This window comes from Blautia sp. Marseille-P2398, assembly GCF_964240315.1.
Taxonomy (GTDB): domain Bacteria; phylum Bacillota; class Clostridia; order Lachnospirales; family Lachnospiraceae; genus Blautia_A; species Blautia_A wexlerae.
This window is the reverse complement of the sequence record NZ_CAXSTD010000001.1, coordinates 450,708-474,568: the sequence shown is the minus strand read 5'-3', so window position 1 is coordinate 474,568 and position 23,861 is coordinate 450,708. Positions and strand designations below refer to the sequence as shown.

The following is a 23,861-nucleotide window of genomic DNA, read 5'->3' as shown; positions in this document are numbered from 1 at the left end:
CATAGTTTGGAGTATAATTATTCAATAAAGGCTACCAAGGAGGGTTTTTCGCATGAAAAATATTTTATTTGCAACATCTGAAGCTGTACCATTTATCAAAACAGGAGGTCTGGCAGATGTAGCTGGCTCATTGCCGAAATATTTTGATAAACGATATTTTGATATTCGTGTGATCTTACCGAAATATGCCTGTATGAAACAGGAATGGAAAGATAAAATGAACTATATCACACATTTCTATATGGATCTTGGATATAAGAACTGCTATGTAGGAATCATGCACATGGAGTACGAAGGAATTCAGTTTTATTTTATTGACAATGAATACTATTTCAGCGGACCCAAACCGTATGATGGAGGAACATGGGATCTGGAGAAATTTGCATTCTTCTCCAAAGCTGTACTGTCAGTTCTTCCGGTTATCGGATTCAGACCGGATATTATACACTGTCATGACTGGCAGACCGGACTTGTTCCCGTATATCTGCACGACAGCTTCCAGCAGAATGAATTTTTCTGGAATATCAAGACGATCATGACAATACATAACCTTAAATTCCAGGGTGTATGGGATGTACAGACAATCAAGAATATCACAGGACTGTCCGATTATTATTTTACAGCAGACAAACTGGAAGCATATAAAGATGCCAACTATCTGAAGGGCGGTATTGTGTTTGCAGATGCAGTCACTACTGTAAGCAATACTTATGCAGAGGAAATCAAGACACCGTTCTATGGAGAAAAACTGGACGGCCTGATGTGTGCGCGTGCAAACAGCCTGCGTGGAATTGTAAATGGTATTGATTACAATGAATTCAATCCTGAAACAGATCCATATATCACAAAGACTTATAATGCAACAACTTTCAGAAAAGAGAAAGTTAAGAACAAACTTCAGCTGCAGAGAGATCTTGGATTGCAGGAAGATCCGAAGACGATGATGATAGGTATTGTATCACGACTGACAGATCAGAAAGGGTTTGATCTGATCGCATATGTGATGGATGAGCTTTGCCAGGATGCTATCCAGCTTGTAATTCTTGGAACCGGTGATGAACGTTATGAGAATATGTTCCGTCACTTTGACTGGAAATATCATGGAAAGGTATCTGCTCAGATCTATTATGATGAGAAAATGTCTCACCGTATCTATGCATCAGCAGATGCGTTCCTGATGCCGTCCTTATTTGAGCCATGTGGTTTGAGCCAGCTGATGAGTCTCCGTTACGGAACACTTCCGATCGTCAGAGAAACAGGTGGACTGAAAGATACGGTCGTACCTTATAATGAATATGAGGGAACTGGAAACGGATTTTCTTTCAGAAACTACAATGCGCATGAGATGCTTGCAACAGTGCGCAATGCGGAAAGAATCTATTATGATAAGAAACGTGAATGGAATAAAATGGTTGATCGTGCTATGGCAGCTGATTTCTCATGGGGTAATTCCGCACGTCAGTATGAAGAAATGTACAACTGGCTGATTGGTGATAAATAGAAACAGAGAGAAATATTAAAAACTACGAAAGAGCAGGGAATGTAAAAAAAGCACATTCCCTGCTTTTACTGTTATGTTGTTACTGTTTACACACCATTATCCCGCGAGGTGTTTTGGCATGAATATGCCAAAATCCCGAGACATACAAGCCAAAATTCTATTGCCGCAGGCAATCTGGTATGAATTTTGGCTACGTTACTGTGAACGGAGTGAACAGTAACCAGTAACATGAAAAGGTTATTCAGGCAGAATAAAAAGCTTGACATTTGACAGGAAGTATAATACTATAATAAATAGAAAACGAACATAAGTTCTTAAAGGGCTGAAGGAGATTAAAATAAATGATAAATGAAGAAAAGCAGAAAGCACTGGAAGCAGCGCTTGGACAGATTGAGAAACATTACGGGAAAGGATCAGTCATGAAACTCGGGGAATCCGGAGCAAATATGCAGGTGGAGACAGTCCCTACCGGATCTTTAAGTCTTGATATTGCACTTGGAGTAGGCGGTGTTCCCAAGGGACGTATCATCGAGATTTACGGACCGGAATCCAGCGGTAAGACAACCGTTGCACTTCACATGGTTGCGGAAGTGCAGAAACGAGGCGGGATTGCCGGATTTATTGATGCAGAACATGCTCTGGATCCTGTCTATGCAAAGAATATCGGTGTAGATATCGATAACCTGTACATATCACAACCGGACAATGGAGAACAGGCACTTGAGATCACAGAGACGATGGTGCGTTCCGGAGCTGTGGATATTGTGATCGTTGACTCGGTTGCCGCACTTGTACCGAAGGCGGAGATTGATGGAGATATGGGTGACAGCCATGTAGGTCTTCAGGCCAGATTGATGTCACAGGCTCTCCGTAAACTTACAGCAGTGATCAGTAAATCTAATTGTGTAGTTATCTTTATCAATCAGCTGCGTGAGAAGGTTGGAGTTATGTTTGGAAACCCTGAGACAACGACAGGTGGGCGTGCTCTGAAATTTTATTCATCTATCCGCATGGATGTCCGCAGAGTAGAGACATTGAAACAGGGCGGTGAGATGGTGGGAAACCACACCAGAATCAAAGTTGTGAAGAATAAAGTGGCTCCGCCGTTTAAACAGGCAGAATTTGATATTATGTTCGGAACCGGCATTTCCAAAGAGGGAGATATTCTTGATCTGGCAGCGGAATGCGGAATTGTAAATAAGAGCGGTGCATGGTACGCATATAACGGAGATAAGATCGGACAGGGACGTGAAAATGCGAAGATTTTCCTGAAAGAGCATACAGATATCTGTGATGAGATTGAGAAGCAAGTCAGAATCCATTATCATCTTCTTCCGGATGAAGAAGGACAGGCCAAAGAGCCGGTGCCGGCAACAGGTGATGCACCGGATGCTTCTGAGGAGTGATCATGGGGAATTCATCCGGAGATCTGAGAGAATTTCTCAGGAATGCAGAGGCTTTAAAGAGACAGACTGTACAGAAACAACAGAAAAATTTAACGGAAGAACCTGAAGAATACAGAGACGCAAGGCGTAAAGCCATGCGTCTCTTAGAACATATGGATCGGACGGAGAAGGGATTGAGAGAGAAATTGCGCCAGGCGGGATTTACCAGTCAGGCGGTTGATCATGCTCTGACATATGTTGAAGCCTATGGATATATAGATGATGAACGATATGCCAGAACTTATATTGCATACAGAATGGATACAAAGAGCCGGCAGAAGATCATCCGGGAACTTATGGGAAAGGGAATAGACAGGAAAACAGCGATAAATGCATGGGAGGAAGAGGCTGCCTTAAATATGCCTGATGAAAAAGAAATCCTCTATCGAACCATAGAAAAGAAATATCCGCCGAATACTGAGCTGGATGAGAAAAAAATGCGTCGGCTCTATGGTTATCTTGTGAGAAGAGGATTTGGATATTCAGACATTGCAGATACTCTTGAGAATATGAATATCAGACTTGTACATACATATTCGGATGAATCATAGTATACTCCATTGTATGTATATTGCAAAATATATTACTGAGAACAGAACGAACAGTAATTAAATATAGGAAAAATATTCAAACAATTATCCTGAAAAACTTGACATAAGTATGAAAAAAAGATAAACTTGTATTGTTGTATTTGTACAATGAAAACTAAATAAGGAGGTGCTCCTGTGACAACAACAATTATTGTTGCAATTGTCGCTGTGGTAGTCGCGCTACTTATTGCAGTTCCTGTTACTTGCAAAGTCGCTGTGAACAATAAAATCCAGAAGGATGCCGAGATTGTTGGGACAGCAGAAGACAAAGCAAGAAGCATCATAGATGAAGCTCTGAAAACAGCTGAGACTAAAAAAAGAGAAGCTTTATTGGAAGTGAAGGAAGAATCTCTCCGTACAAAAAATGAACTGGAGAAAGAAACCAAGGAACGAAGAAACGAACTGCAGAAATATGAAAATCGTGTATTAGCAAAAGAATCCGCGGTTGACAAGAAAGCAGATGCAGTTGAGAAGCGTGAAGCGGAATGCACAGCGAGAGCAGCTGAGGTGCAGAAGAAAGAAAAACGGGTAGAAGAACTTGAGCAAAAAGGAGTACAGGAACTGGAACGAGTTTCAGGTCTGACCTCCGAACAGGCAAAAGAAGAATTACTCAGATCCGTTGAAGATGATGTAAAAGTGGATGTAGCCAGACTTTACAGGGAATTGGAAAGCAGGGCAAAGGAAGAAGCTGGTAAGAAGGCTAAGGAATATGTTGTCAATGCCATCCAGAAATGTGCAGTTGACCATGTAGCTGAAACTACCATTTCGGTTGTTCAGCTTCCGAGCGATGAGATGAAGGGAAGGATTATTGGTCGTGAAGGCCGTAATATCCGTACTCTTGAGACACTTACAGGTGTGGATCTTATTATTGATGATACACCGGAAGCAGTTGTGTTATCTGCTTTTGATCCGATCCGTCGTGAAGTTGCACGTGTAGCTCTTGAGAAACTGATCGTAGATGGACGTATCCATCCGGCCAGAATCGAAGAGATGGTTGAGAAAGCCCAGAGAGAAGTAGAAGCGCAGATTCGCGAAGATGGTGAGAATGCAGCTATGGACGTTGGAGTTCATGGTATTCATCCTGAATTACTGAAACTTCTTGGACGTATGAAGTTCCGTTCAAGTTATGGACAGAATGCTTTAAGACATTCTATTGAGGTAGCTCAGTTATCCGGAATGCTGGCCGGTGAGGTTGGCGTAGATGTCCGTATGGCTAAGAGAGCAGGTCTTCTTCATGATATTGGTAAATCAATTGACCATGAAGTAGAAGGATCTCATATTCAGATTGGTGTGGATCTCTGTAAGAAGTATAAGGAATCCCAGATTGTTATCAATACGGTCGCATCTCATCATGGTGACTGTGAGCCGGAATCTCTGATCGCATGTATTGTACAGGCTGCAGATGCTATTTCAGCGGCGAGACCTGGTGCAAGAAGAGAAACGCTGGAAACTTATACCAATCGTCTGAAACAACTGGAGGATATTACGAACCAGTTTAAAGGTGTTGATAAATCTTTTGCCATTCAGGCGGGAAGAGAAATACGTGTAATGGTAGTGCCGGAGCATGTTAATGATGCAGATATGGTTCTCCTTGCGCGCGATATTGCGAAACAGATTGAAGCAGAACTTGAATATCCCGGTCAGATTAAAGTCAACGTGATACGTGAAAGCAGAGCGATTGACTATGCGAAATAATATGATTGTTCATTTTATGGACTATCGTGGACAGTTTTTTGCAGATATAAACTGTGCAGATTGTATTTATACAGTCTGTGCAGTTTTTTTATGTTATGTTATAGGAAATTACTCCGTAATGTTCCTATAACATAAAAAAGCCCTCCGGACACGATTCTTTCTTGTAAAGACAGGAATACTTCCTGGAATTTCTCAGTAAACTGGTACAGGGTGATAGAATGAAGAAAAACAGAACGGGAACCAAAAAATTTCCTGCGCTTATTTTATTTCTTCTTGGATTTCTGGCCGGAAATCTGATACCGAATATAATCTGGAAGGCAAAATGGCAACAGAAAACATGGGCATCGGTATATTTTCTGAGTACATTTGCAGGAAAAAATACAGGCAATATTGAATATCTGAAAGAAATATTAAAATACAGAGGTGTTTTTTATCTGTTGAATATAATCTGTGGATTTTCGGTTTTTGGTGCGCCGCTTGCTGTTATAACGCTTCTGGGATCAGGATTGTATGCAGGTATGATAATGACTGTTTCTATACTGGAATTTGGATTTGCAGGCGGGGTGATCGGAATGGGACTTTTGCTGCCACAATATTTATTTTACATTCCGGTCTGGCTTTATTCTATGGAACAGGAATGGAAGATATCATCAGAAATATGGAGAAACAGAGGTCTGATTTCCGGAGAAGTCAGTATTTATCTTAAAAAAATGTGCATTGCAGCAGTAGGATATTTTCTGGGAATACTTATCGAATGCTATGTGAACCCTCTGATCATTGACATTATTCTGAAATATATAAAAATTTTTTAATGACATATTTACTATATTTAGTATTGGTTGTCATAAAATTTCCGACATATGGTATTTGATGCTGAAAAAGCTTGAAATACAAGGATTTTTCTCGAAAAAAAGGTTTGATTTTATGTAAAATAAACAGTATAATACATATACATTTTATCGGAGAGAGTACGATTTTCTGCTGATAAACTGCGAAGAGGATTAATTTTCGTCTGATCGCAGGAGCTACAGGCAGCGGATATTTTGATTAAAAGGAAACGGGAATATGGACATAGAAATAAGGGAATTTATTACATATCTGCATAATACAAAAAAAACATCGGCAAATACAGAGATCTCATACCAGAGAGATCTGAAAAAAATGGCGGAATTTCTGAAGGAACGGGGAATCAGAAATTATAAAGATGTAAAAGAACTTGAGCTTGAAGGGTATATCAGTTACATGGAACGTGAGAAGTTTGCGTCATCTTCCATTTCCAGAAGCGTTGCTTCTATGAGAGCATTTTTTCAGTATCTGTGGAAGGAAGGCGTGATCGCAGAAGATCCGGCAGATAACCTGAAACCTCCGAAGGTTGAGAAAAGGGCACCTGAGATACTTACCATAGAAGAAGTGGATAAATTACTTCAGCAGCCGAAATTGGATACCCCTAAAGGGATAAGAGATTCAGCAATGCTGGAATTGCTGTATGCAACAGGTATGAGAGTCAGTGAGATGCTTCATCTTCAGATTTTTGATATTAATCTCCAGTTTGGATATGTGGTCTGTAATGAGAATGGAAAAGAGAGGATTATCCCTATTGGTATTCCATGCAAGAAGGCAATGGAACGGTATCTGCAAACAGCCAGAACTGTTTTTGTGAAAGATGAGAAAGAAACAGCATTATTTACAAATTGTTCAGGGAAAGCGATGAGCCGTCAGGGATTCTGGAAAGTATTAAAGGGATATGCGGATGATGCCGGTATCAAAAGGGATATTGCCCCGCATACATTGAGGCATTCTTTTGCTGTGCATATGCTGCAGAATGGTGCGGATATACGAAGCGTTCAGGAAATGCTGGGACATTCCGATATTTCCACTACGCAGGTTTATCTGGGCATGAATATGAATAAAATGCGTGATGTGTATATGAAAACACATCCACGTCATTAAAAACTTATTATTTATGAGGATTGCTATAATGTCAAATGAAAAAGCTTCTATAGTCTGTTTTGAACAGTTTATAGAAGCTTTTTTAACTGAATCAAGTAAGTCCCCTGCTTTAATTGCGAAGAGCAATAAGCAGTGGGTGGCTGAATAGTTTTTTCCTGTAATGTCATAACATGTGCTATTTACAGATAATGTAATTACAGCGATCCATCTGATCAGAGAGTATGGAATGTTGTTTATAAACAATAACGGATCAACACATCTCAGCAATTGTATACAGAAGACGTTCGGATTCTTCCCATCCAAGACATGGATCGGTAATAGATTTTCCGTAAATATGATCACATCCGATCTTCTGATTTCCCGGTTCAATATAACTCTCGATCATAAGTCCTTTTACCAGAGTATGAAGTTCCGGGTCTACCTGGCGGCTGTGGAGAACCTCTTTTGCAATACGAACCTGCTGGTCATATTGTTTATTAGAATTAGAGTGGTTGGTATCAACAATAACAGCCGGATTTTTAAGGTTTTTCTCCTGATATTTCTCCCAGAGAAGACGAAGATCCTCGTAATGATAGTTCGGGATTGCCTCCCCATGTTTATTTACGGCACCGCGGAGAATTGTATGAGCCAGTTCATTACCTGTTGTTTCTACTTCCCAGCTTCTGTAGATAAAACGATGTCCACCCTGAGCTGCTACAACGGAATTGAGCATGACTGCAAGATCGCCGCTGGTTGGATTTTTCATACCTGCAGGAACTTCCATGCCGCTGACGGTAAGACGATGCTGCTGGTCTTCCACAGAACGTGCACCTACTGCCACATAAGAAAGCAGGTCAGAAAGGTAACGGTAATTTTCCGGATAAAGCATCTCATCTGCACAGGTCATACCACTGGTCTGGATTGCATGGATATGCATTTTACGGATTGCTACAAGCCCTGCAAGAAGATTTGGCTGTTTCTCAGGATCCGGCTGGTGAACCATACCTTTATAGCCTTCTCCTGTTGTTCTTGGTTTGTTTGTATAAACACGTGGAACAATCAGAACCTTGTCAGCTATTTTCTCCTGAACATTGCGTAATCTGGTAAGATAGTCCAGAACAGCGTCTTCATTATCTGCTGAACAAGGACCGATGATTGCAAGGAATTTATCGGATTTTCCGGTAAAAACATCACGCAGTTCTTTATCTCTTGCATCTTTAACAGCCTGAATTTCAGCATCAATGGGATACTGATTACGGATTTCTTCAGGGGTTGGTAATTTTTTGATAAAATCGAATCCCATAGTAATATCTCCTTTGTGTCTATTTGTCTTGCTTTTTTCGGAATTTATTATAAACCATTCCTATCTGAATGTCGATAGCCAAAATATTTTCGGATGACTTTCTGCGATCATATCAAGCGTTACTGTTCACTTCGTTCTCAGTAACGTAGCCAAAATTCATTCCAGATTACCTGCGGCAATGGAATTTTGGCATATCCATGCCAAAACACCTCGCGGGATAGTGGAGTGTGAATAGTAACTATCAAGTCTCTTAATCAATATGCATTATTTACGGGGATTGCTATAGTTGTTTTGCAGTATCTGTAAACTGTGCAGGATGCTGAGCGCCAGTTCGCTGCAGAGAATCCCGTACAGATATCCCCGGATTCCCAGAACAGGGATTGCAAACAGCACGAAACTGATCCGGATGCAGACGCTGATCACACTGTGCAGCAGGCAGATGCCGGATTTTCCAAGGCCGTTGAGTACGCTGGTGAGAGTGGTGTTCAGGTACAGAAAAGGACAGATATAGGACATGGTATGGATATAGATTCCGGCTGTCTGACTGTGAAACAGAAAATTTCCAAGAAATTCTCCAAGAAACAGAAAAAAAACCAAGCAGGATCCGCCTAGCAGCAGACAGTATCGGAAAATCTTGCCGATCACATATTGGATTCGCTTTTGATACCCCAGAGTCTGCAGCTGGGTAATGGAGGGAATCAGCATGGCAGCAGCCGAGTTTGTAAGCGTAGCGGGGAAAAGAATAAGCGGAAGTGCCATCCCTGTAAAGATTCCGTAAACACTCAGGGAATCTTTGGGAGTAAGTCCTGACATTTGCAGCCTTGCAGGTATAAGAATCACTTCAATACTTCCCAGAAGGGTGAGCAGTATTTTATTCATGGTAAGAGGAACGGAAATATGGAGCAATTTTCTGAGAACAGAAAGCGGTCTTCTGATATTCCGGATATTATAATGTGTTACCTTAAAATGCATACTGACTGCGAAAAGAGAAATAAAAGATGAGGCTATTTCCCCGATAAGATTTCCGCCGACTGCAATTGCCGGAGTGATGTTTCGCCCTTGCGATGCACAGATCAGATAAAGAATATAGCATCCGCCTGTGCGGAAAAGCTGTTCCAGAAGCTGGACTCCTGCGGGAAATCCGGCCTGTTTTCTTCCCAAATAATAGCTGCTGATACAGGTATGAAGTGTACTCAACGGAATACTCAGAGAAAGAATCCGTATCAGACCGGAGGTCTGTGACTCTTTCAGAATCTGTACTGCCCAGAAATCCGCATAGCTGTAAAGAAACCAGGAGAATACCAGGGAGAAAACAACAGAAAATACAGTTCCCACGACAAAATAATCTGAGATATGACGACTGGGATTTTTGGAAACTTTTTCTGCGGCAGTGAGGCGGGAGATTGCAGTCTGGATACCGGAAGCGCAGATGGACATGATCAGAATCTGCAGTGGAAGTATAAGCTGAAAGATACCAAGCCCATGTGCACCAATAGTGTGTGACAGGAATATTCTGTAAAAGAACCCCATAAGTCTGCTTAACAAACCGGCAAATGTAAGAAGTAAAGTTCCTTTGATAAAAAGTTTTTTTGACATAATGAAAAATCCAGACCTTTTCATGCGCAGCAGGTGCGAATATCCGCTTGACTAAAAAACAGTAACCTGCCGAAACGCCTTTACAGCAATATATGAACAAAACAGCCTTGACAGAACGGTTTGTTTCTGGTAAAGTAATCATGAAATCCGAGGGAAACACTGGGAATTAAAAAACGAGGTGAGAAAATGAAACTCTCAACAAGAGCCCGTTATGGCTTGAAAGCATTGATAGATCTTGGTTTGCACAGTGCGAATGAAGCGATATCTTTACAGAGTATTGCGGAGAGACAGGATATTTCCACAAGCTATCTCGAACAGCTTATGGCCATGCTTAAGAAGGCCGGTCTTGTAAAGAGCAGCAGAGGGGCTTACGGCGGATACCAGCTTGGCAAGCCGGCAGATGAGATCTCGGTCGGTGAAGTCCTGCTTGTGCTGGAAGGCAGCCTGGAAGCAGCAGCCTGTCCCGGGATTGAGAATGACGGAACCTGCCATGGCAGTGATGTATGTGTGGCAAAGCTCGTCTGGAAGAGAATCAATGACAGTATTACAAGCGCTGTCGATACCCTGATGCTTGGTCAGCTGATCGAGGAAAGCAGAAGAGTACATGAAGAAAAAATGGAAAGTCAGGGCATGGAAGAAAATGTACCGGACATACTTAAATAAAACAGGAGGACAAGAAAATGGGAAAAATGATTTATCTGGACAATGCAGCAACAACTAAAACAGCACCGGAGGTTGTCCAGGCAATGCTGCCATATTTTTCAGAATATTATGGCAACCCGTCCAGTATTTATGATTTTGCAGGCAAGAGCAAAGAGGCGATCACCAAAGGAAGAGAGCAGATCGCAGAAGTTCTTGGAGCAAAGAAAGAAGAAATTTATTTCACAGCAGGTGGTTCCGAGTCTGATAACTGGGCTCTGAAGGCTACCTTTGAGGCATATAAAGCAAAAGGAAACCACATCATCACAACAAAGATCGAGCATCATGCAATTCTCCATACCTGTGAATATCTGGAGAAACGCGGCGCAAAGATCACATATGTAGATGTAGACGAGAACGGTATTGTAAAACTGGATGAACTTGAGAAAGCAATCACACCGGAAACAATCCTGATTTCTGTAATGTTTGCAAACAACGAGATTGGTTCTATCCAGCCGATCAAGGAAATCGGACGTATCGCAAAAGAGCATGGAGTGCTTTTCCACACAGATGCTGTTCAGGCATTCTGTCAGGTTCCGATCAATGTGGATGAATGCAATATTGATATGTTAAGCTCCAGCGGACATAAGATCAATGGACCAAAAGGAATCGGTTTCCTCTACATTCGTAAGGGTGTAAAAATCCGTTCCTTTGTACATGGCGGTGCACAGGAACGTAAACGTCGTGCAGGTACAGAGAATGTGCCGGGAATCGTTGGATACGGTGCAGCAGCAGCACGTGCAAATGCATCCATGAAAGAACGTACTGACAAAGAAATCGCTATCAGAGATCATCTGATCCACAGAATTGAGACAGAGATTCCTTATGTAAAAGTAAACGGTGACCGTATAAAACGTCTTCCGAATAACGTAAATGTCAGCTTCCAGTTTGTTGAGGGCGAATCTCTCCTGCTGATGCTGGATAATTATGGAATCTGTGCATCCAGCGGATCTGCCTGTACATCAGGTTCTCTTGATCCGTCCCATGTACTTCTTGCAATCGGACTTCCGCACGAGATTGCACATGGTTCTCTGCGTATGACACTCAGTGAAGAGACAACAATGGAAGATGTAGATTTCGTAGTGGACAGATTGAAAGAAATTGTAGCGCACTTAAGAAGCATGTCTCCATTATATGAAGATTTCATGAAAAAACAGAATAAATAACAAAACAGAAGATAATTGTTTGTATTTTTGCAGTTACAACAGAAATAATATTAAAAGAAAGTCAGGATAACAGGAGGAAACACAAATGGCTTACAGTGAAAAAGTAATGGATCATTTTCAGCATCCGCGTAATGTAGGAGAAATAGAGAACGCAAGTGGCGTAGGTACAGTGGGAAATGCAAAATGCGGTGATATCATGAGGATTTTTCTTGATATCGATGATGAAACACATATCATCAAAGACTGCAAATTCAAAACATTCGGATGTGGTGCGGCAGTTGCAACCAGCAGCATGGCAACAGAGATGGTAATGGGAAAAACCATCGAAGAAGCTATGGAAGTTACAAATAAGGCAGTTATGGAAGCCCTGGACGGACTTCCGCCTGTAAAAGTACACTGCTCCCTGCTTGCAGAGGAAGCAATCCATGCGGCTCTGTGGGATTATGCACAGAAGCATCATATTGAGATTAAAGGTCTTAAGAAACCAAAGTCTGATATTCACGAAGGCGAAGAAGCAGAGGAAGAAGAATATTGATTATAGCAAAAAAACTGAATCTGTTTGTAATCTGAAATCGTTATTTATAAAGAAGGGGCGGGTGATACTCATCATCTGCCCTGTGCTTTATATTATGGCATTATATGATACCAGGGACAAAAGATATTTTGTGAAGCAGTTCCCGCAATTTTTATTATATGATGCTGCTATAAATATTTTCTGCAGGAGGTAGCAATGACAGGACTTACAAATGAACAGGTGCAGGAGAGGATTGCAGAAGGAAAAGTTAATGTCAACGAGAACCCGAATACCAGAACCTACAAGCAGATCATTTTGGAAAACACGCTTACATTTTTTAACTTTTTAAATATTGCATTGCTTGTTCTGGTGCTTTTTGTGAGATCTTATAAGAACTCCATGTTTATGGGAATCATTCTGATCAATACAGTGATAGGTATTATTCAGGAGATCAGAGCAAAGAAGACGATTGACAAACTTGCAATCCTTACAGAGAGTAAAACAGTAGTTTTGCGTGAGGGGAAGAAATGGAGTATTTCCACAGAGAAACTGGTTCTGGATGATCTGATCTTTCTGAAAACAGGAGATCAGGTTCCGGCTGACGTAAAGGTACTGGAGGGAACTGTAGAAGTAAACGAGTCTCTACTCACCGGTGAGTCGGACAATCTGTCCAAAAGCCAGGGAGACGAACTTTTTTCAGGAAGCTTTGTGACATCAGGGGAAGCTTGCTGTCAGGTAATCCATGTTGGAAAAGATAATTATGCATCGCAGATCACAAGTGAAGCAAAGGAATTTAAACGTCATAATTCGGAACTTCGCAATTCTCTGAATGCGATTCTGAAGGTGATCAGTATCATTATCGTGCCTCTTGGTGCCATGTTGTTTTACAAGCAATATATGATCGTAGGAGATACACTGAAGGATTCTGTGGTAAATATGGTTGCCGCAGTACTTGGAATGATCCCGGAAGGCCTGGTACTTCTGACAAGTGTGGCACTGACATTGGGTTCTATGGTTCTTGCTACAAAGAAGACACTTGTGCAGGAGCTTTACTGTATTGAAACGCTGGCGAGAGTTGACACGCTCTGTCTGGATAAGACCGGTACGATCACAGAAGGTACCATGAAGGTTGAAGATGTGCAGTTGTATGATACAGCACAGACAACTGTTGTACAACATACAGCAAAATTTGATCCGGAAACAGGGGAGCCTGTTCAGAATGTGTCAGCATTAAAACCGGAGGTTACGGTATCAGCAGAGAAGGAAAACGGACAGATACAGGAAACAGTAAATTCAGAAACGGTATCTCAGGAAGAAAGACAGAAGCTTCAGGAAATTGACCACATTATGGGAAATATGATGTCAGTTCTTCATGATCAGAATGCAACAGCAGATGCGCTGAGAAAGCGCTTTCCTTCAAGAAATGACCTGAAACTGATCCATGCCATTCCTTTCTCCTCAGACAGGAAATACAGTGGTGCTGTTTTTGAAGGAAGAGGAACTTATCTGATGGGAGCTGCACAGTTCCTTTTTCCGGAAGGAAATGAAGAACTTCTGGAACATTGCAGCAGTTACGCACAGGAGGGATACCGTATCCTTGTTCTGGCTCACAGTGAACAGGAGACAAAAGGAACGGAACGCCCGACAGGACTTGAACCGTTGGGACTGTTTCTCATCACTGACGTGATACGTGAGGAAGCACCGGATACTCTGGCTTTTTTTGACAGCCAGGGAGTTGACCTTAAAGTTATCTCAGGAGATGATCCTGTGACTGTCTCTGCAATTGCAAAGAAAGCAGGACTGAAAAATGCCAATCATTATATCGATGCAACAACAATCAAAACTTCGGAAGAAATGCAGCGTGCAGTTGCAGAGTGCAGTGTATTCGGGCGTGTAACACCTCAGCAGAAGAAACAGATGGTACAGGCTCTTCAGTCACAGAAGCATACAGTTGCGATGACCGGTGACGGTGTAAATGACGTACTTGCACTCAAGGAAGCAGACTGCAGTATTGCCATGGCAGCAGGAAGCGATGCAGCTAAAAATATTGCAAATGTCGTTCTTCTTGATTCTAATTTCGGGGCAATGCCTCATATTGTAAATCAGGGCCGTCGTGTTGTAAACAATATCAGAAGTGCGGCATCCATGTTTCTGATCAAAACAATTTTTTCTGTTTTACTGTCATTGATCACAATTTTCTTTGGAGATGCATATCCCTTTGAACCAATCCAGATGTCACTGATCAGTGCCTGCGCAGTGGGAATTCCTACATTTCTTCTGACACAGGAGAATAATTACAATAAGATTGACCATACATTCCTGAGGCACGTATTTATGAATGCATTTCCTGCGGCAGTAACCATTACAGGATGTGTATTTACGATCATGCTGGTCTGTCAGGATGTATACCATTCCAACGTCATGCTTAATACAGCCTGTGTTCTGGTTACGGGGTGGAACTATATGTCTGCACTGCGTACAGTTTATTCGCCGCTGAACACATACAGAAAAGTGATCATTTATGGAATGCAGTTTGCATTTTTTATAAGTGCGGTTGTATTGCAGGATTTGCTGACACTGGGTTCTCTGGAATTTGGAATGATCATTCTGGTATTTGTACTGATGACATTCTCTCCAATCCTGATCGAAACTATTACAGAATGGATCAGGAGGATTTATGAGAAGTCACTGGACAGAGAAGATGAAAATAAAGGATTTTTTGCAAGATTTTTGGAAAGAGTCCAGAAGTAAAAAACGAGGACAATCTGTAAAATATGCAGATTGTCCTCGTTTGCATTATGCGGTCTGCGTTATGCAGATTAATGGTTTATTTCTTTCTGCACAGCCAGAAGCATCCAAATGCAGGGATCATAACACCTTTAGCTTCCATCTCATGTCCTGAGATAAGATCAGTGTATATGCCGTCATCTTCGTTGATCCATGCAACCTTATCCTGATCGCTGAAGTTATAGATTCCGATGAATTTCTCCTCTGCATTTTCGCGTACGATTGCAAGGATAGAAGAATCCCAGGTATCGATTGTACGAAGATCAGCTGTTGTATCAAAAACGCTGTGTGAACTTCTGATATGTTCCAGATGATCCAGTGCGTGGAAAAGTTTTCCCTGTACTGTATCTGCGATATTTCTGTTTGGAGCAAGTGACCAGTTGAATTCTCCTCTGTGAAGATAGCGGGAATCAACTGCCTTGTCAGGATCATCTTTATAAGAATAGTCGTTTACCTGACCAATCTCATCTCCGCTGTAGATTACAGGGATACCTGACTGGGAAAGCATAAATGCATGAAGTGTGATGTCATAGCGCACACTTCTGTCAACACCAGCTGCATTTCCTTCAAAACCATATTTCTCAATGCCGCACAGAGATGCGGTAGTACCGCAAAGTCTTGCATCACCCAGACGCGGGTCATCATTGTAAAGTTCACCGCGGCCAAATGTATCCGGATATTTGCCTGTAAAGAAATCATTCAGGAATTTCTTATGAGAAACCTCATCGATTGAGAAATTCTTCAGGAAATCATAATCCAGTCCCCAGCCAATATCATCGTGGCAACGCAGATAATTCTGGAAGATGTACTCTTTTGGAAGAGATCCCAGAATATCCAGCTGTCTGCGGAGCAGAGATACATCTTTGGTTGCAACTGTGTGCCAGGTGCTTGCCATAGTAGTAACGTTATACAGGATATGGCATTCCGGCTTTTCAAGTGTACCGAAATATGGAACGACTTTTTCAGGAGCCATGACAACCTCTCCGAGAAGAAGGACTCCCGGGCACACGATCTCGCAGATCATACGCATCATACGTACGATTGTGTGAACCTGTGGCAGGTTGCGGCAGTTTGTTCCAAGCTGCTTCCAGATATAAGGAACTGCATCGAGACGTACGATGTCAACACCCTGGTTTGCCAGATATAACATATTGTAGACCATTTCGTTAAACACAACAGGATTTCTGTAGTTTAAATCCCACTGGTATGGATAGAAAGTAGTCATGACATGCTTGTGAAGGTCATCCAGCCATGTAAAGTTGCCCGGTGCGGTAGTTGGGAATACCTGTGGACAAGTCTTCTCATAGAGAGCAGGAACATCGTAGGTATCAAAGAAGAAATAACGGTCCTGGTATTCTTTTTCGCCTGCGCGAGCCCGTTTTGCCCACTCATGCTCTTCGGAAGTATGGTTCATAACGAAATCAAGGCAGATGTTGATGCCGCGTTCATGGCATTTGGAGGTAAGCTCTGAAAAGTCCTCCATAGTACCAAGCTCAGGCTGCACTGTGCGGAAGTCAGCTACTGCGTAACCACCGTCACTTTTTCCTTTCGGAGATGCGAGCAGAGGCATCAGATGAAGATAATTGACATTGCATTCTTCCACATAATCCAGATGTTCCTCCAGACCTTTTAAAGTATGTGCAAAATTGTTTACATACATCATCATGCCTACAAGGTCATTGCGTTTATACCAGTCCGGATCAGCCTCACGCTTTTTATCAGATGCCTTTAATGCTGAATTTCTGCTGTTATAGAAAGCTTCCATATTAGAAGTAAGATCATGCAGATAGGTCATGACATCATCATGATCCTGATATAATTCGCAATATAACCATTTCAGCTCATCATAATGTTTCTGAAAACGTTCATTATATAAAGTAAGATCAACAGGAACGTCCAGTTTAACAGGTTCCACTTTGGAAGTCTCGACCTTAACAGGTTCTACTTTAGAAGTCTCGACCTTAACAGGTTCCACTTTGGAAGTCTCGACCTTAACAGGTTCCACTTTAGAAGTCTCGACCTTAACAGGTTCTACTTTAGAAGTCTCGACCTTAACAGGTTCTACTTTGGAAGTCTCGACCTTAACAGGTTCTACTTTAGAAGTTTCAACTCTGACAGGCTCAGTTTTGGAAGTAGTCACTTGTAAAATTTCTGATTCCTGCTTTCTGACTGTTGATGAAGAACGTTTCTTCTGGAGTCTTTTTTTAGCCATAATATTCCTCCCTGGTTTATGAAAAATACAGTAACCGGGCAGTGTCGGGACATATAAAACATAAATATGGAGACACCGGACAGTTACGAATATATACAGAAAGCTGCAATTTCCATATCTGCTGTCAGTTTTTTATCATGATCAGCTATGATGCAGACCAGAGAAACAGTATTTGGAGCAGTTTGGAAATTGGGCTTCTGAAATCATATGTAATATTATATTATAGGAACTGCCATATAGGCAAGTACTGACACGTTTTACAGAGAAATAAATTCCGGTTTACGGTCTTTGAAGATTGTATAGTAACGAAAACCACAGGCTTCCAGTACACTGGCAGCTTTATCAAATGCACAGGCGATTTTATCCGGAGTATGCGCATCTGCTCCGATGGTGATGATCTCTCCGCCAAGTTCTCTATAGCGCCTTATTACGGCAGTACATGGATTGGGTTCTCCAAGACCATAATGATATCCGCCTGTATTAAGTTCGATGCCTTTTCCCATGGAAATCAGTTTCTTCAGAATCTCATCCAGAATATCTTTATACCGTCCGTAAGAATATTCCCGGTTCTTGTTAGGACCATAACGGACAACATAATCAATATGTCCGTAAACATCAAATCCGTCATATGCGGAAATGTTTTCAAGAATGGATTCAAAATATTCCATATAACATAAAAATTCCTTACGTCCTTCAAAAAATTCCGGGTAATAAGGATCATACCCATGGACAAGATGGGATGAACCGATAACGAAATCAAAAGGTGTCTGAGAGAGAAGTGAGTCAAAATATTCTCCCAGATGCATCTGCAGTCCCAGTTCAATTCCGAAACGTACCTGAATTTTATCCTTATATATATCTGAAAGTTCAGCCAGCTTTTCTTTGTAAGCCGGAATATTCAGAGAAAAATCCAGATTGTCCGGAGTAACAGGGTAATCCGGATCCAGATGTTCCGTAAAAGTAATTCCCTGTAGTCCCGTTTCAACAGCGCGATGGATCATAACTTCCATAGGCGTATCCGAGTCAGCAGAAAAAGAAGAGTGCATATGACAATCCCACAATATTTGTCTGTCCATAATTTCAGTCCTTTCTTCTGTAAAAACAGTACTGTTATATTTGCGTGTGATATATTATAAATGAATACTGTGTCCTCTTAAATGGATATATCTGCACCTGAAATATCACAATTACAGGCCCGGATCAGTGTATTCATAAAGCACTGTATACACAGTATAACATATAATTTACATTTTTTACTTAATTTTTATCTGTTTTTTGGAAAATGGTCTTGAATTTTTGTTTAGAATTATGTACAATACATTACAGGTTGATGATTCTTTAACAAACAAAGGATTACCATAATTAACCACTTAATTCATAGGAGGAATTTTATCATGGCAGTAAAAGTTGCAATTAATGGTTTTGGACGTATTGGACGTCTTGCATTCCGTCAGATGTTTGGAGCAGAAGGATTTGAAATCGTAGCAATCAACGATTTAACATCTCCTAAAATGCTTGCTCACTTATTAAAATATGATTCAACACAGGGAAAATATGCTCTTGCAGATACAGTAACAGCAGGAGAAGATTCCATCACAGTTGACGGAAAAGAAATCAAAATTTACGCAAAAGCTAACGCTGCTGAACTTCCATGGGGAGAAATCGGTGTAGACGTAGTTCTTGAGTGTACAGGATTCTATACATCCAAAGACAAAGCTCAGGCTCATATCGATGCAGGTGCTAAACACGTTATCATTTCCGCTCCGGCTGGAAACGATCTTAAGACAATCGTTTACAATGTAAACCATGAAACTCTTACAAAAGAAGATCACATCATCTCCGCAGCTTCCTGTACAACAAACTGCTTAGCTCCAATGGCTAAAGCATTAAATGATCTTGCTGCAATCAAATCCGGTATCATGTGCACAATCCACGCTTACACAGGCGATCAGATGACACTTGACGGACCACAGAGAAAAGGTGATTTAAGAAGATCTCGTGCAGCTGCAGTTAACATCGTTCCTAACAGCACAGGTGCTGCTAAAGCTATCGGTCTTGTTATTCCGGAACTGAACGGTAAACTTATCGGATCTGCTCAGCGTGTTCCTACCCCAACAGGTTCTACAACAATCTTAACAGCAGTTGTTGAAGGAAACGTAACAAAAGAACAGATCAACGCAGCTATGAAAGCAGCTTCTAATGAATCCTTCGGATACAACGAAGATGAAATCGTATCCAGCGATATCGTTGGTATGAGATTTGGTTCTCTGTTTGATGCTACTCAGACAATGGTTCTTCCACTTGAGAATGGCACAACAGAAGTACAGGTAGTTTCCTGGTATGACAACGAGAACTCCTACACAAGCCAGATGGTTCGTACAATCAAACACTTTGGTAAATTACTGAACGCTTAATTTTCAGTAAGTGTAAAGGAATAGACTCCAACGAAGGGTCCGGTCTGATTTGGACCGGACCCTTTTCGCGTGGTCTGGAATGACAGCAGGAAATCAATAAGTTACTGTTTACAGATATGCAGTAACTGTTAAAGAATATTATTAAGGAGGCACCACAAATGCTGAATAAAAAATCTGTTGATGATATCAATGTAAAAGGCAAAAAAGTTCTTGTAAGATGTGACTTCAATGTTCCTCTTCAGGATGGAAAGATCACAGATGAGAACCGTCTGGTTGCAGCTCTTCCTACAATCAAGAAGCTGATCGCTGATGGCGGAAAGGTTATTCTCTGCTCCCACCTTGGAAAACCGAAGGGAGAGCCGAAACCGGAATTATCTCTTGCACCGGTTGCAAAACGTCTTTCCGAATTATTAGGACAGGAAGTTAAGTTTGCAGCAGATCCTGAAGTAGTAGGACCTAACGCAAAAGCAGCAGTAGCTGAGATGAAAGACGGAGATGTTATCTTACTTGAGAACACACGTTATCGCGCAGAAGAAACAAAGAACGGAGACGAATTCAGCAAAGAACTTGCTTCTCTTTGTGATGTATTTGTTAATGATGCATTTGGTACAGCTCACAGAGCACACTGCTCTAATGTTGGTGTGACCAAATATGTTGATACAGCAGTTGTTGGTTACTTAATGCAGAAGGAAATCGATTTCCTTGGAAATGCAGTGAACAATCCTGAGAGACCGTTTGTTGCCATCCTTGGCGGAGCTAAGGTTTCCAGTAAGATTTCTGTAATCAATAACCTTCTTGATAAAGTAGATACTCTTATCATTGGTGGTGGTATGTCTTACACATTCTCAAAAGCTATGGGTGGACATATCGGAACATCTCTTTGTGAGGATGATTATCTTCAGTATGCATTGGACATGATGAAGAAAGCAGAAGACAAAGGTGTGAAACTTCTTCTTCCGTTAGATAACAGAATCGGTGATAACTTCTCTAATGACTGTAATATCCAGGTTGTTAAACGTGGTGAGATTCCGGACGGATGGGAAGGAATGGATATCGGACCGGAAACAGAGAAGCTTTTCGGTGACGCAGTAAAAGATGCTAAGACAGTTGTATGGAACGGACCGATGGGCTGCTTCGAAATGCCAAACTTCGCTCATGGTACAGAAGCTGTTGCAAAAGCACTTGCTGAAACAGATGCCACAACTATTATCGGTGGTGGTGATTCTGCAGCTGCAGTTAACATCCTTGGTTATGGCGACAAGATGACACACATCTCCACAGGTGGCGGTGCATCTCTTGAATTCCTGGAAGGAAAAGAACTCCCGGGTGTTGCAGCAGCAAACGATAAATAAGAATATAATAACATCCCACAGGGATACTAAGGAGATAAATCATCATGGCAAGAAAGAAAATTATCGCTGGTAACTGGAAAATGAACATGACACCAAGCGAAGCCGTTAAATTAGTAGAAACATTAAAACCATTAGTAGTTAACGATGAAGTAGACGTAGTATTCTGCGTACCTGCAATCGATATCATCCCGGTTGTAGAAGCTGCTAAGGGAACAAACATCCAGGTTGGTGCTGAGAACATGTACTTTGAAGAGAAAGGTGCATACACAGGAGAAATCTCCCCTGCAATGCTCGTAGATGCCGGAGTTAAATATGTTGTTCTCGGGCATTCCGAAAGAAGAGAATACTTCGGAGAAACAAACGAAGATGTTAACAAGAAAGTTCTCAAAGCTTTCGAACATGGAATTACACCTATCATGTGCTGTGGCGAAACTCTTACTCAGAGAGAACAGGGCGTGACAATGGATTTCATCCGTCAGCAGGTTAAAGTTGGATTCCAGGGTGTTACAGCAGATCAGGCTAAGACAGCAGTTATCGCTTACGAGCCAATCTGGGCAATCGGAACAGGTAAAACAGCTACAACTGAGCAGGCTCAGGAAGTATGCGCAGGTATTCGTGCATGCATCGCTGAAATCTATGATGAAGCAACAGCAGAAGCAATCCGTATCCAGTATGGCGGATCTGTAAATCCTGCAACAGCACCTGACTTATTCGTTCAGAACGATATCGATGGCGGCCTTGTAGGTGGCGCTTCTCTGAAAGCTGATTTCGGAAAGATCGTAAACTACAAATAAGAATAAAAAACTGATTATAAGCAGATAATCTTTGTGTCCAAACGAGAAATAATATAATGCCCCTGAATACAGGAAAATTGGTAATTTTACTGATTGGATCGTATTCAGGGGATTGTTATAGTTGAAGCAGGTAAGTTACCTGCTCTAATTGCTGTTGCGAATATTTGTTTGGCTATGTCAGACACATAGTATCTTATGAAATTAATATGTATAAAGAAAAAGACAGCTTCATTACTGAAACTGTCTTTTTTATCTGGTGTAAAAATCTGCTGTAAGCTGTTTCTTTTGTACTTTGGGTAAATCTCTTTTGCACGAAAGGAATGCCTCGATACTTTTGTATTTTGACTATTTATCAGGTGTATTTAGTTCATGTATTTTATCTTTTGTATTTTGGAGTATTTCTGAGTTTTTATCCTTGGTGATATAAATTTTTTTCTCTTTGGCAATTCGATGATTTTCTCTTTTGTATGTACAAACTATATCATATTTTTCTACATTCGTCTACAAGTTTCAACAGAAATCAGTCAAAAACATTTCGACAGAATCCCTGCTTTTTCGACATTCGGAGAGGAAATTGACAGATAAATAAAGATTGTCTGATTGCGGGAATCCATTTTCGCTGATATAATGTAAAAAATGTGTAATTATAGAAAGCAGGTTAATATTTTATGGAAGAAAAAGTAACAAAATGTAGTGTATCAAAGAAATGCGGAAGCTGCCAGTATCAGGGTGTTCCTTATAAAGAACAGCTTGCCGCCAAGCAGAAAAGGATGAAGAAGCTTCTTGGAAAGTTTGCAAATGTAAAACCAATCATTGGAATGGATGATCCCTTCTATTATAGAAATAAAGTTCATGCAGTATTTGACAGGGATAAAAAAGGTAATATTATCTGTGGAACCTACGAAGCGAAAACACATAAGGTTGTTCCGATAGAAGAGTGCATGATCGAGGATAAGATCAGTCAGGAAATCATCCGTACAATTCGGGATATGCTGAAATCTTTTAGAATCAAAACATATGATGAGGACACAGGATATGGACTTTTGCGCCATGTGCTGGTGAGAAGAGGGTTTTCCACAGATGAGATCATGGTGGTTCTTGTGATTGGTTCCCCGATCTTTCCTTCAAAAAATAATTTTGTGAAAGCTCTGAGAAAGAAATACCCACAGATTACAACAGTTGTGCTCAACGTCAATGATAAGAAGACCAGTATGGTACTGGGTGAGCGTGATATCGTCATTTATGGAAAAGGATATATCCGGGATACGCTCTGCGGATGTACATTCCGCATTTCTCCGCAGTCTTTTTATCAGGTAAATCCTGTACAGACAGAAATTCTGTATAAGACAGCAATTGAATATGCGGGGCTTGGACGAAAAGAAACAGTGATAGATGCATACTGCGGAATAGGAACAATCGGACTTGTAGCCGCAAAGCGGGCAAAGAATGTCATTGGTGTGGAATTAAATCCGGATGCAGTCCGTGATGCCAGAATCAATGCAAGGGAAAATAAGATTACAAATGCACGTTTCTATCAGGGAGATGCAGGAGAATTTATGGAAAATATGGCAGAAAACGGAGAACATGCAGATGTTGTGTTTATGGATCCGCCACGTACAGGCAGTGATAAAAAGTTTATGTCCTCTGTTGTCAAACTGAATCCATCAAGAATCGTATATATCTCCTGTGGACCGGAAACACTGGCAAGAGATCTGGAGTATTTGACAAAACATGGCTATGATGTGAGAAAAATACAGCCGGTAGATATGTTCAGTTTTACAGACCATTGTGAAAATATTTGTCTTTTGACGAAAAAATTTGAGAAACAGACGAAAAATCAAAACGAATACAAATACTAAAAGAA

General features: G+C 41.2%; 18 protein-coding genes. 14 read left to right on the top strand and 4 right to left on the bottom strand.

Translation table 11 applies throughout. From position 1 onward, the window contains the following. Positions 1–52: 52 nt before the first annotated feature. The 6 genes from glgA (at position 53) to xerD (ending at position 7,181) form a co-directional block, all read left to right on the top strand. Entirely contained in the window at positions 53–1,501 is a 1,449-nt protein-coding gene (glgA, locus tag ACESZG_RS02215) for a glycogen synthase GlgA (RefSeq protein WP_008704084.1), read from the top strand. Positions 1,502–1,842: 341 nt separating this feature from the next. Beyond that, a complete protein-coding gene (gene recA / locus ACESZG_RS02210) occupies positions 1,843–2,907 on the top strand; it encodes a recombinase RecA (protein ID WP_022381059.1) in 1,065 nt (354 codons plus the stop codon). Between the two features lie 2 nt (positions 2,908–2,909). Next, the gene (locus ACESZG_RS02205) at positions 2,910–3,497 is read left to right on the top strand and encodes a regulatory protein RecX (protein WP_179962914.1); all 588 of its coding nucleotides are present in this window, start codon (positions 2,910–2,912) and stop codon (positions 3,495–3,497) included. 174 nt (positions 3,498–3,671) lie between these two features. Further along, positions 3,672–5,231, top strand: a complete 1,560-nt coding sequence (gene rny / locus ACESZG_RS02200; RefSeq protein WP_008704078.1) for a ribonuclease Y — start codon at positions 3,672–3,674, stop codon at positions 5,229–5,231. 218 nt (positions 5,232–5,449) lie between these two features. Beyond that, the gene (locus ACESZG_RS02195; RefSeq protein ID WP_008704076.1) at positions 5,450–6,043 is read left to right on the top strand and encodes a stage II sporulation protein M; all 594 of its coding nucleotides are present in this window, start codon (positions 5,450–5,452) and stop codon (positions 6,041–6,043) included. 253 nt (positions 6,044–6,296) lie between these two features. Next, the gene (gene xerD / locus ACESZG_RS02190; RefSeq protein WP_173697673.1) at positions 6,297–7,181 is read left to right on the top strand and encodes a site-specific tyrosine recombinase XerD; all 885 of its coding nucleotides are present in this window, start codon (positions 6,297–6,299) and stop codon (positions 7,179–7,181) included. A gap of 250 nt (positions 7,182–7,431) precedes the next feature. On the opposite strand, the gene ACESZG_RS02185 is transcribed toward xerD, so the two are convergent. Together ACESZG_RS02185 and ACESZG_RS02180 are read right to left on the bottom strand one after the other, a co-directional pair. After that, complete coding sequence (locus ACESZG_RS02185; RefSeq protein ID WP_055057376.1) at positions 7,432–8,463, bottom strand: 3-deoxy-7-phosphoheptulonate synthase; 1,032 nt, start codon at positions 8,461–8,463, stop codon at positions 7,432–7,434. A 264-nt stretch (positions 8,464–8,727) separates the two neighbouring features. Continuing rightward, on the bottom strand, positions 8,728–10,059 hold the full coding sequence (locus ACESZG_RS02180) for a polysaccharide biosynthesis protein (RefSeq protein WP_020994064.1): 1,332 nt from the start codon (positions 10,057–10,059) through the stop codon (positions 8,728–8,730). Between the two features lie 186 nt (positions 10,060–10,245). Here ACESZG_RS02180 and ACESZG_RS02175 point away from each other — a divergent pair, with 186 nt between their 5' ends. The 4 genes from ACESZG_RS02175 to ACESZG_RS02160 all read left to right on the top strand — a co-directional run bounded on the left by ACESZG_RS02175 (position 10,246) and on the right by ACESZG_RS02160 (position 15,189). Beyond that, entirely contained in the window at positions 10,246–10,722 is a 477-nt protein-coding gene (locus ACESZG_RS02175; RefSeq protein WP_373217458.1) for an Rrf2 family transcriptional regulator, read from the top strand. Positions 10,723–10,739: 17 nt separating this feature from the next. Further along, positions 10,740–11,924, top strand: a complete 1,185-nt coding sequence (nifS, locus tag ACESZG_RS02170; protein ID WP_055149412.1) for a cysteine desulfurase NifS — start codon at positions 10,740–10,742, stop codon at positions 11,922–11,924. Between the two features lie 85 nt (positions 11,925–12,009). After that, positions 12,010–12,459 (top strand): Fe-S cluster assembly scaffold protein NifU, encoded by a 450-nt coding sequence (gene nifU, locus ACESZG_RS02165; RefSeq protein WP_008704067.1) that lies wholly within the window; start codon positions 12,010–12,012, stop codon positions 12,457–12,459. Positions 12,460–12,654: 195 nt separating this feature from the next. Next, positions 12,655–15,189, top strand: coding sequence for a cation-translocating P-type ATPase (locus ACESZG_RS02160; RefSeq protein WP_022381066.1), 2,535 nt, complete (start codon positions 12,655–12,657; stop codon positions 15,187–15,189). 76 nt (positions 15,190–15,265) lie between these two features. On the opposite strand, the gene ACESZG_RS02155 is transcribed toward ACESZG_RS02160, so the two are convergent. Continuing rightward, the gene (locus tag ACESZG_RS02155) at positions 15,266–17,437 is read right to left on the bottom strand and encodes an amylosucrase (protein ID WP_373217455.1); all 2,172 of its coding nucleotides are present in this window, start codon (positions 17,435–17,437) and stop codon (positions 15,266–15,268) included. A 257-nt stretch (positions 17,438–17,694) separates the two neighbouring features. Beyond that, a complete protein-coding gene (locus ACESZG_RS02150) occupies positions 17,695–18,513 on the bottom strand; it encodes a histidinol-phosphatase HisJ family protein (RefSeq protein WP_022381068.1) in 819 nt (272 codons plus the stop codon). Between the two features lie 318 nt (positions 18,514–18,831). Between ACESZG_RS02150 and gap the strand changes: the two genes are divergently transcribed. The 4 genes from gap (at position 18,832) to rlmD (ending at position 23,856) form a co-directional block, all read left to right on the top strand. Beyond that, positions 18,832–19,851, top strand: coding sequence for a type I glyceraldehyde-3-phosphate dehydrogenase (gene gap / locus ACESZG_RS02145; protein WP_008704062.1), 1,020 nt, complete (start codon positions 18,832–18,834; stop codon positions 19,849–19,851). A gap of 158 nt (positions 19,852–20,009) precedes the next feature. Beyond that, positions 20,010–21,203 carry a phosphoglycerate kinase gene (gene pgk / locus ACESZG_RS02140; RefSeq protein ID WP_025577282.1) on the top strand — a complete coding sequence of 398 codons (1,194 nt, stop codon included), beginning with the start codon at positions 20,010–20,012 and terminating at the stop codon, positions 21,201–21,203. Positions 21,204–21,247: 44 nt separating this feature from the next. Next, the gene (gene tpiA, locus ACESZG_RS02135; protein ID WP_022381027.1) at positions 21,248–21,997 is read left to right on the top strand and encodes a triose-phosphate isomerase; all 750 of its coding nucleotides are present in this window, start codon (positions 21,248–21,250) and stop codon (positions 21,995–21,997) included. 668 nt (positions 21,998–22,665) lie between these two features. Next, on the top strand, positions 22,666–23,856 hold the full coding sequence (rlmD, locus tag ACESZG_RS02130; protein WP_022381026.1) for a 23S rRNA (uracil(1939)-C(5))-methyltransferase RlmD: 1,191 nt from the start codon (positions 22,666–22,668) through the stop codon (positions 23,854–23,856). The last annotated feature ends 5 nt before the right edge of the window (positions 23,857–23,861 follow it).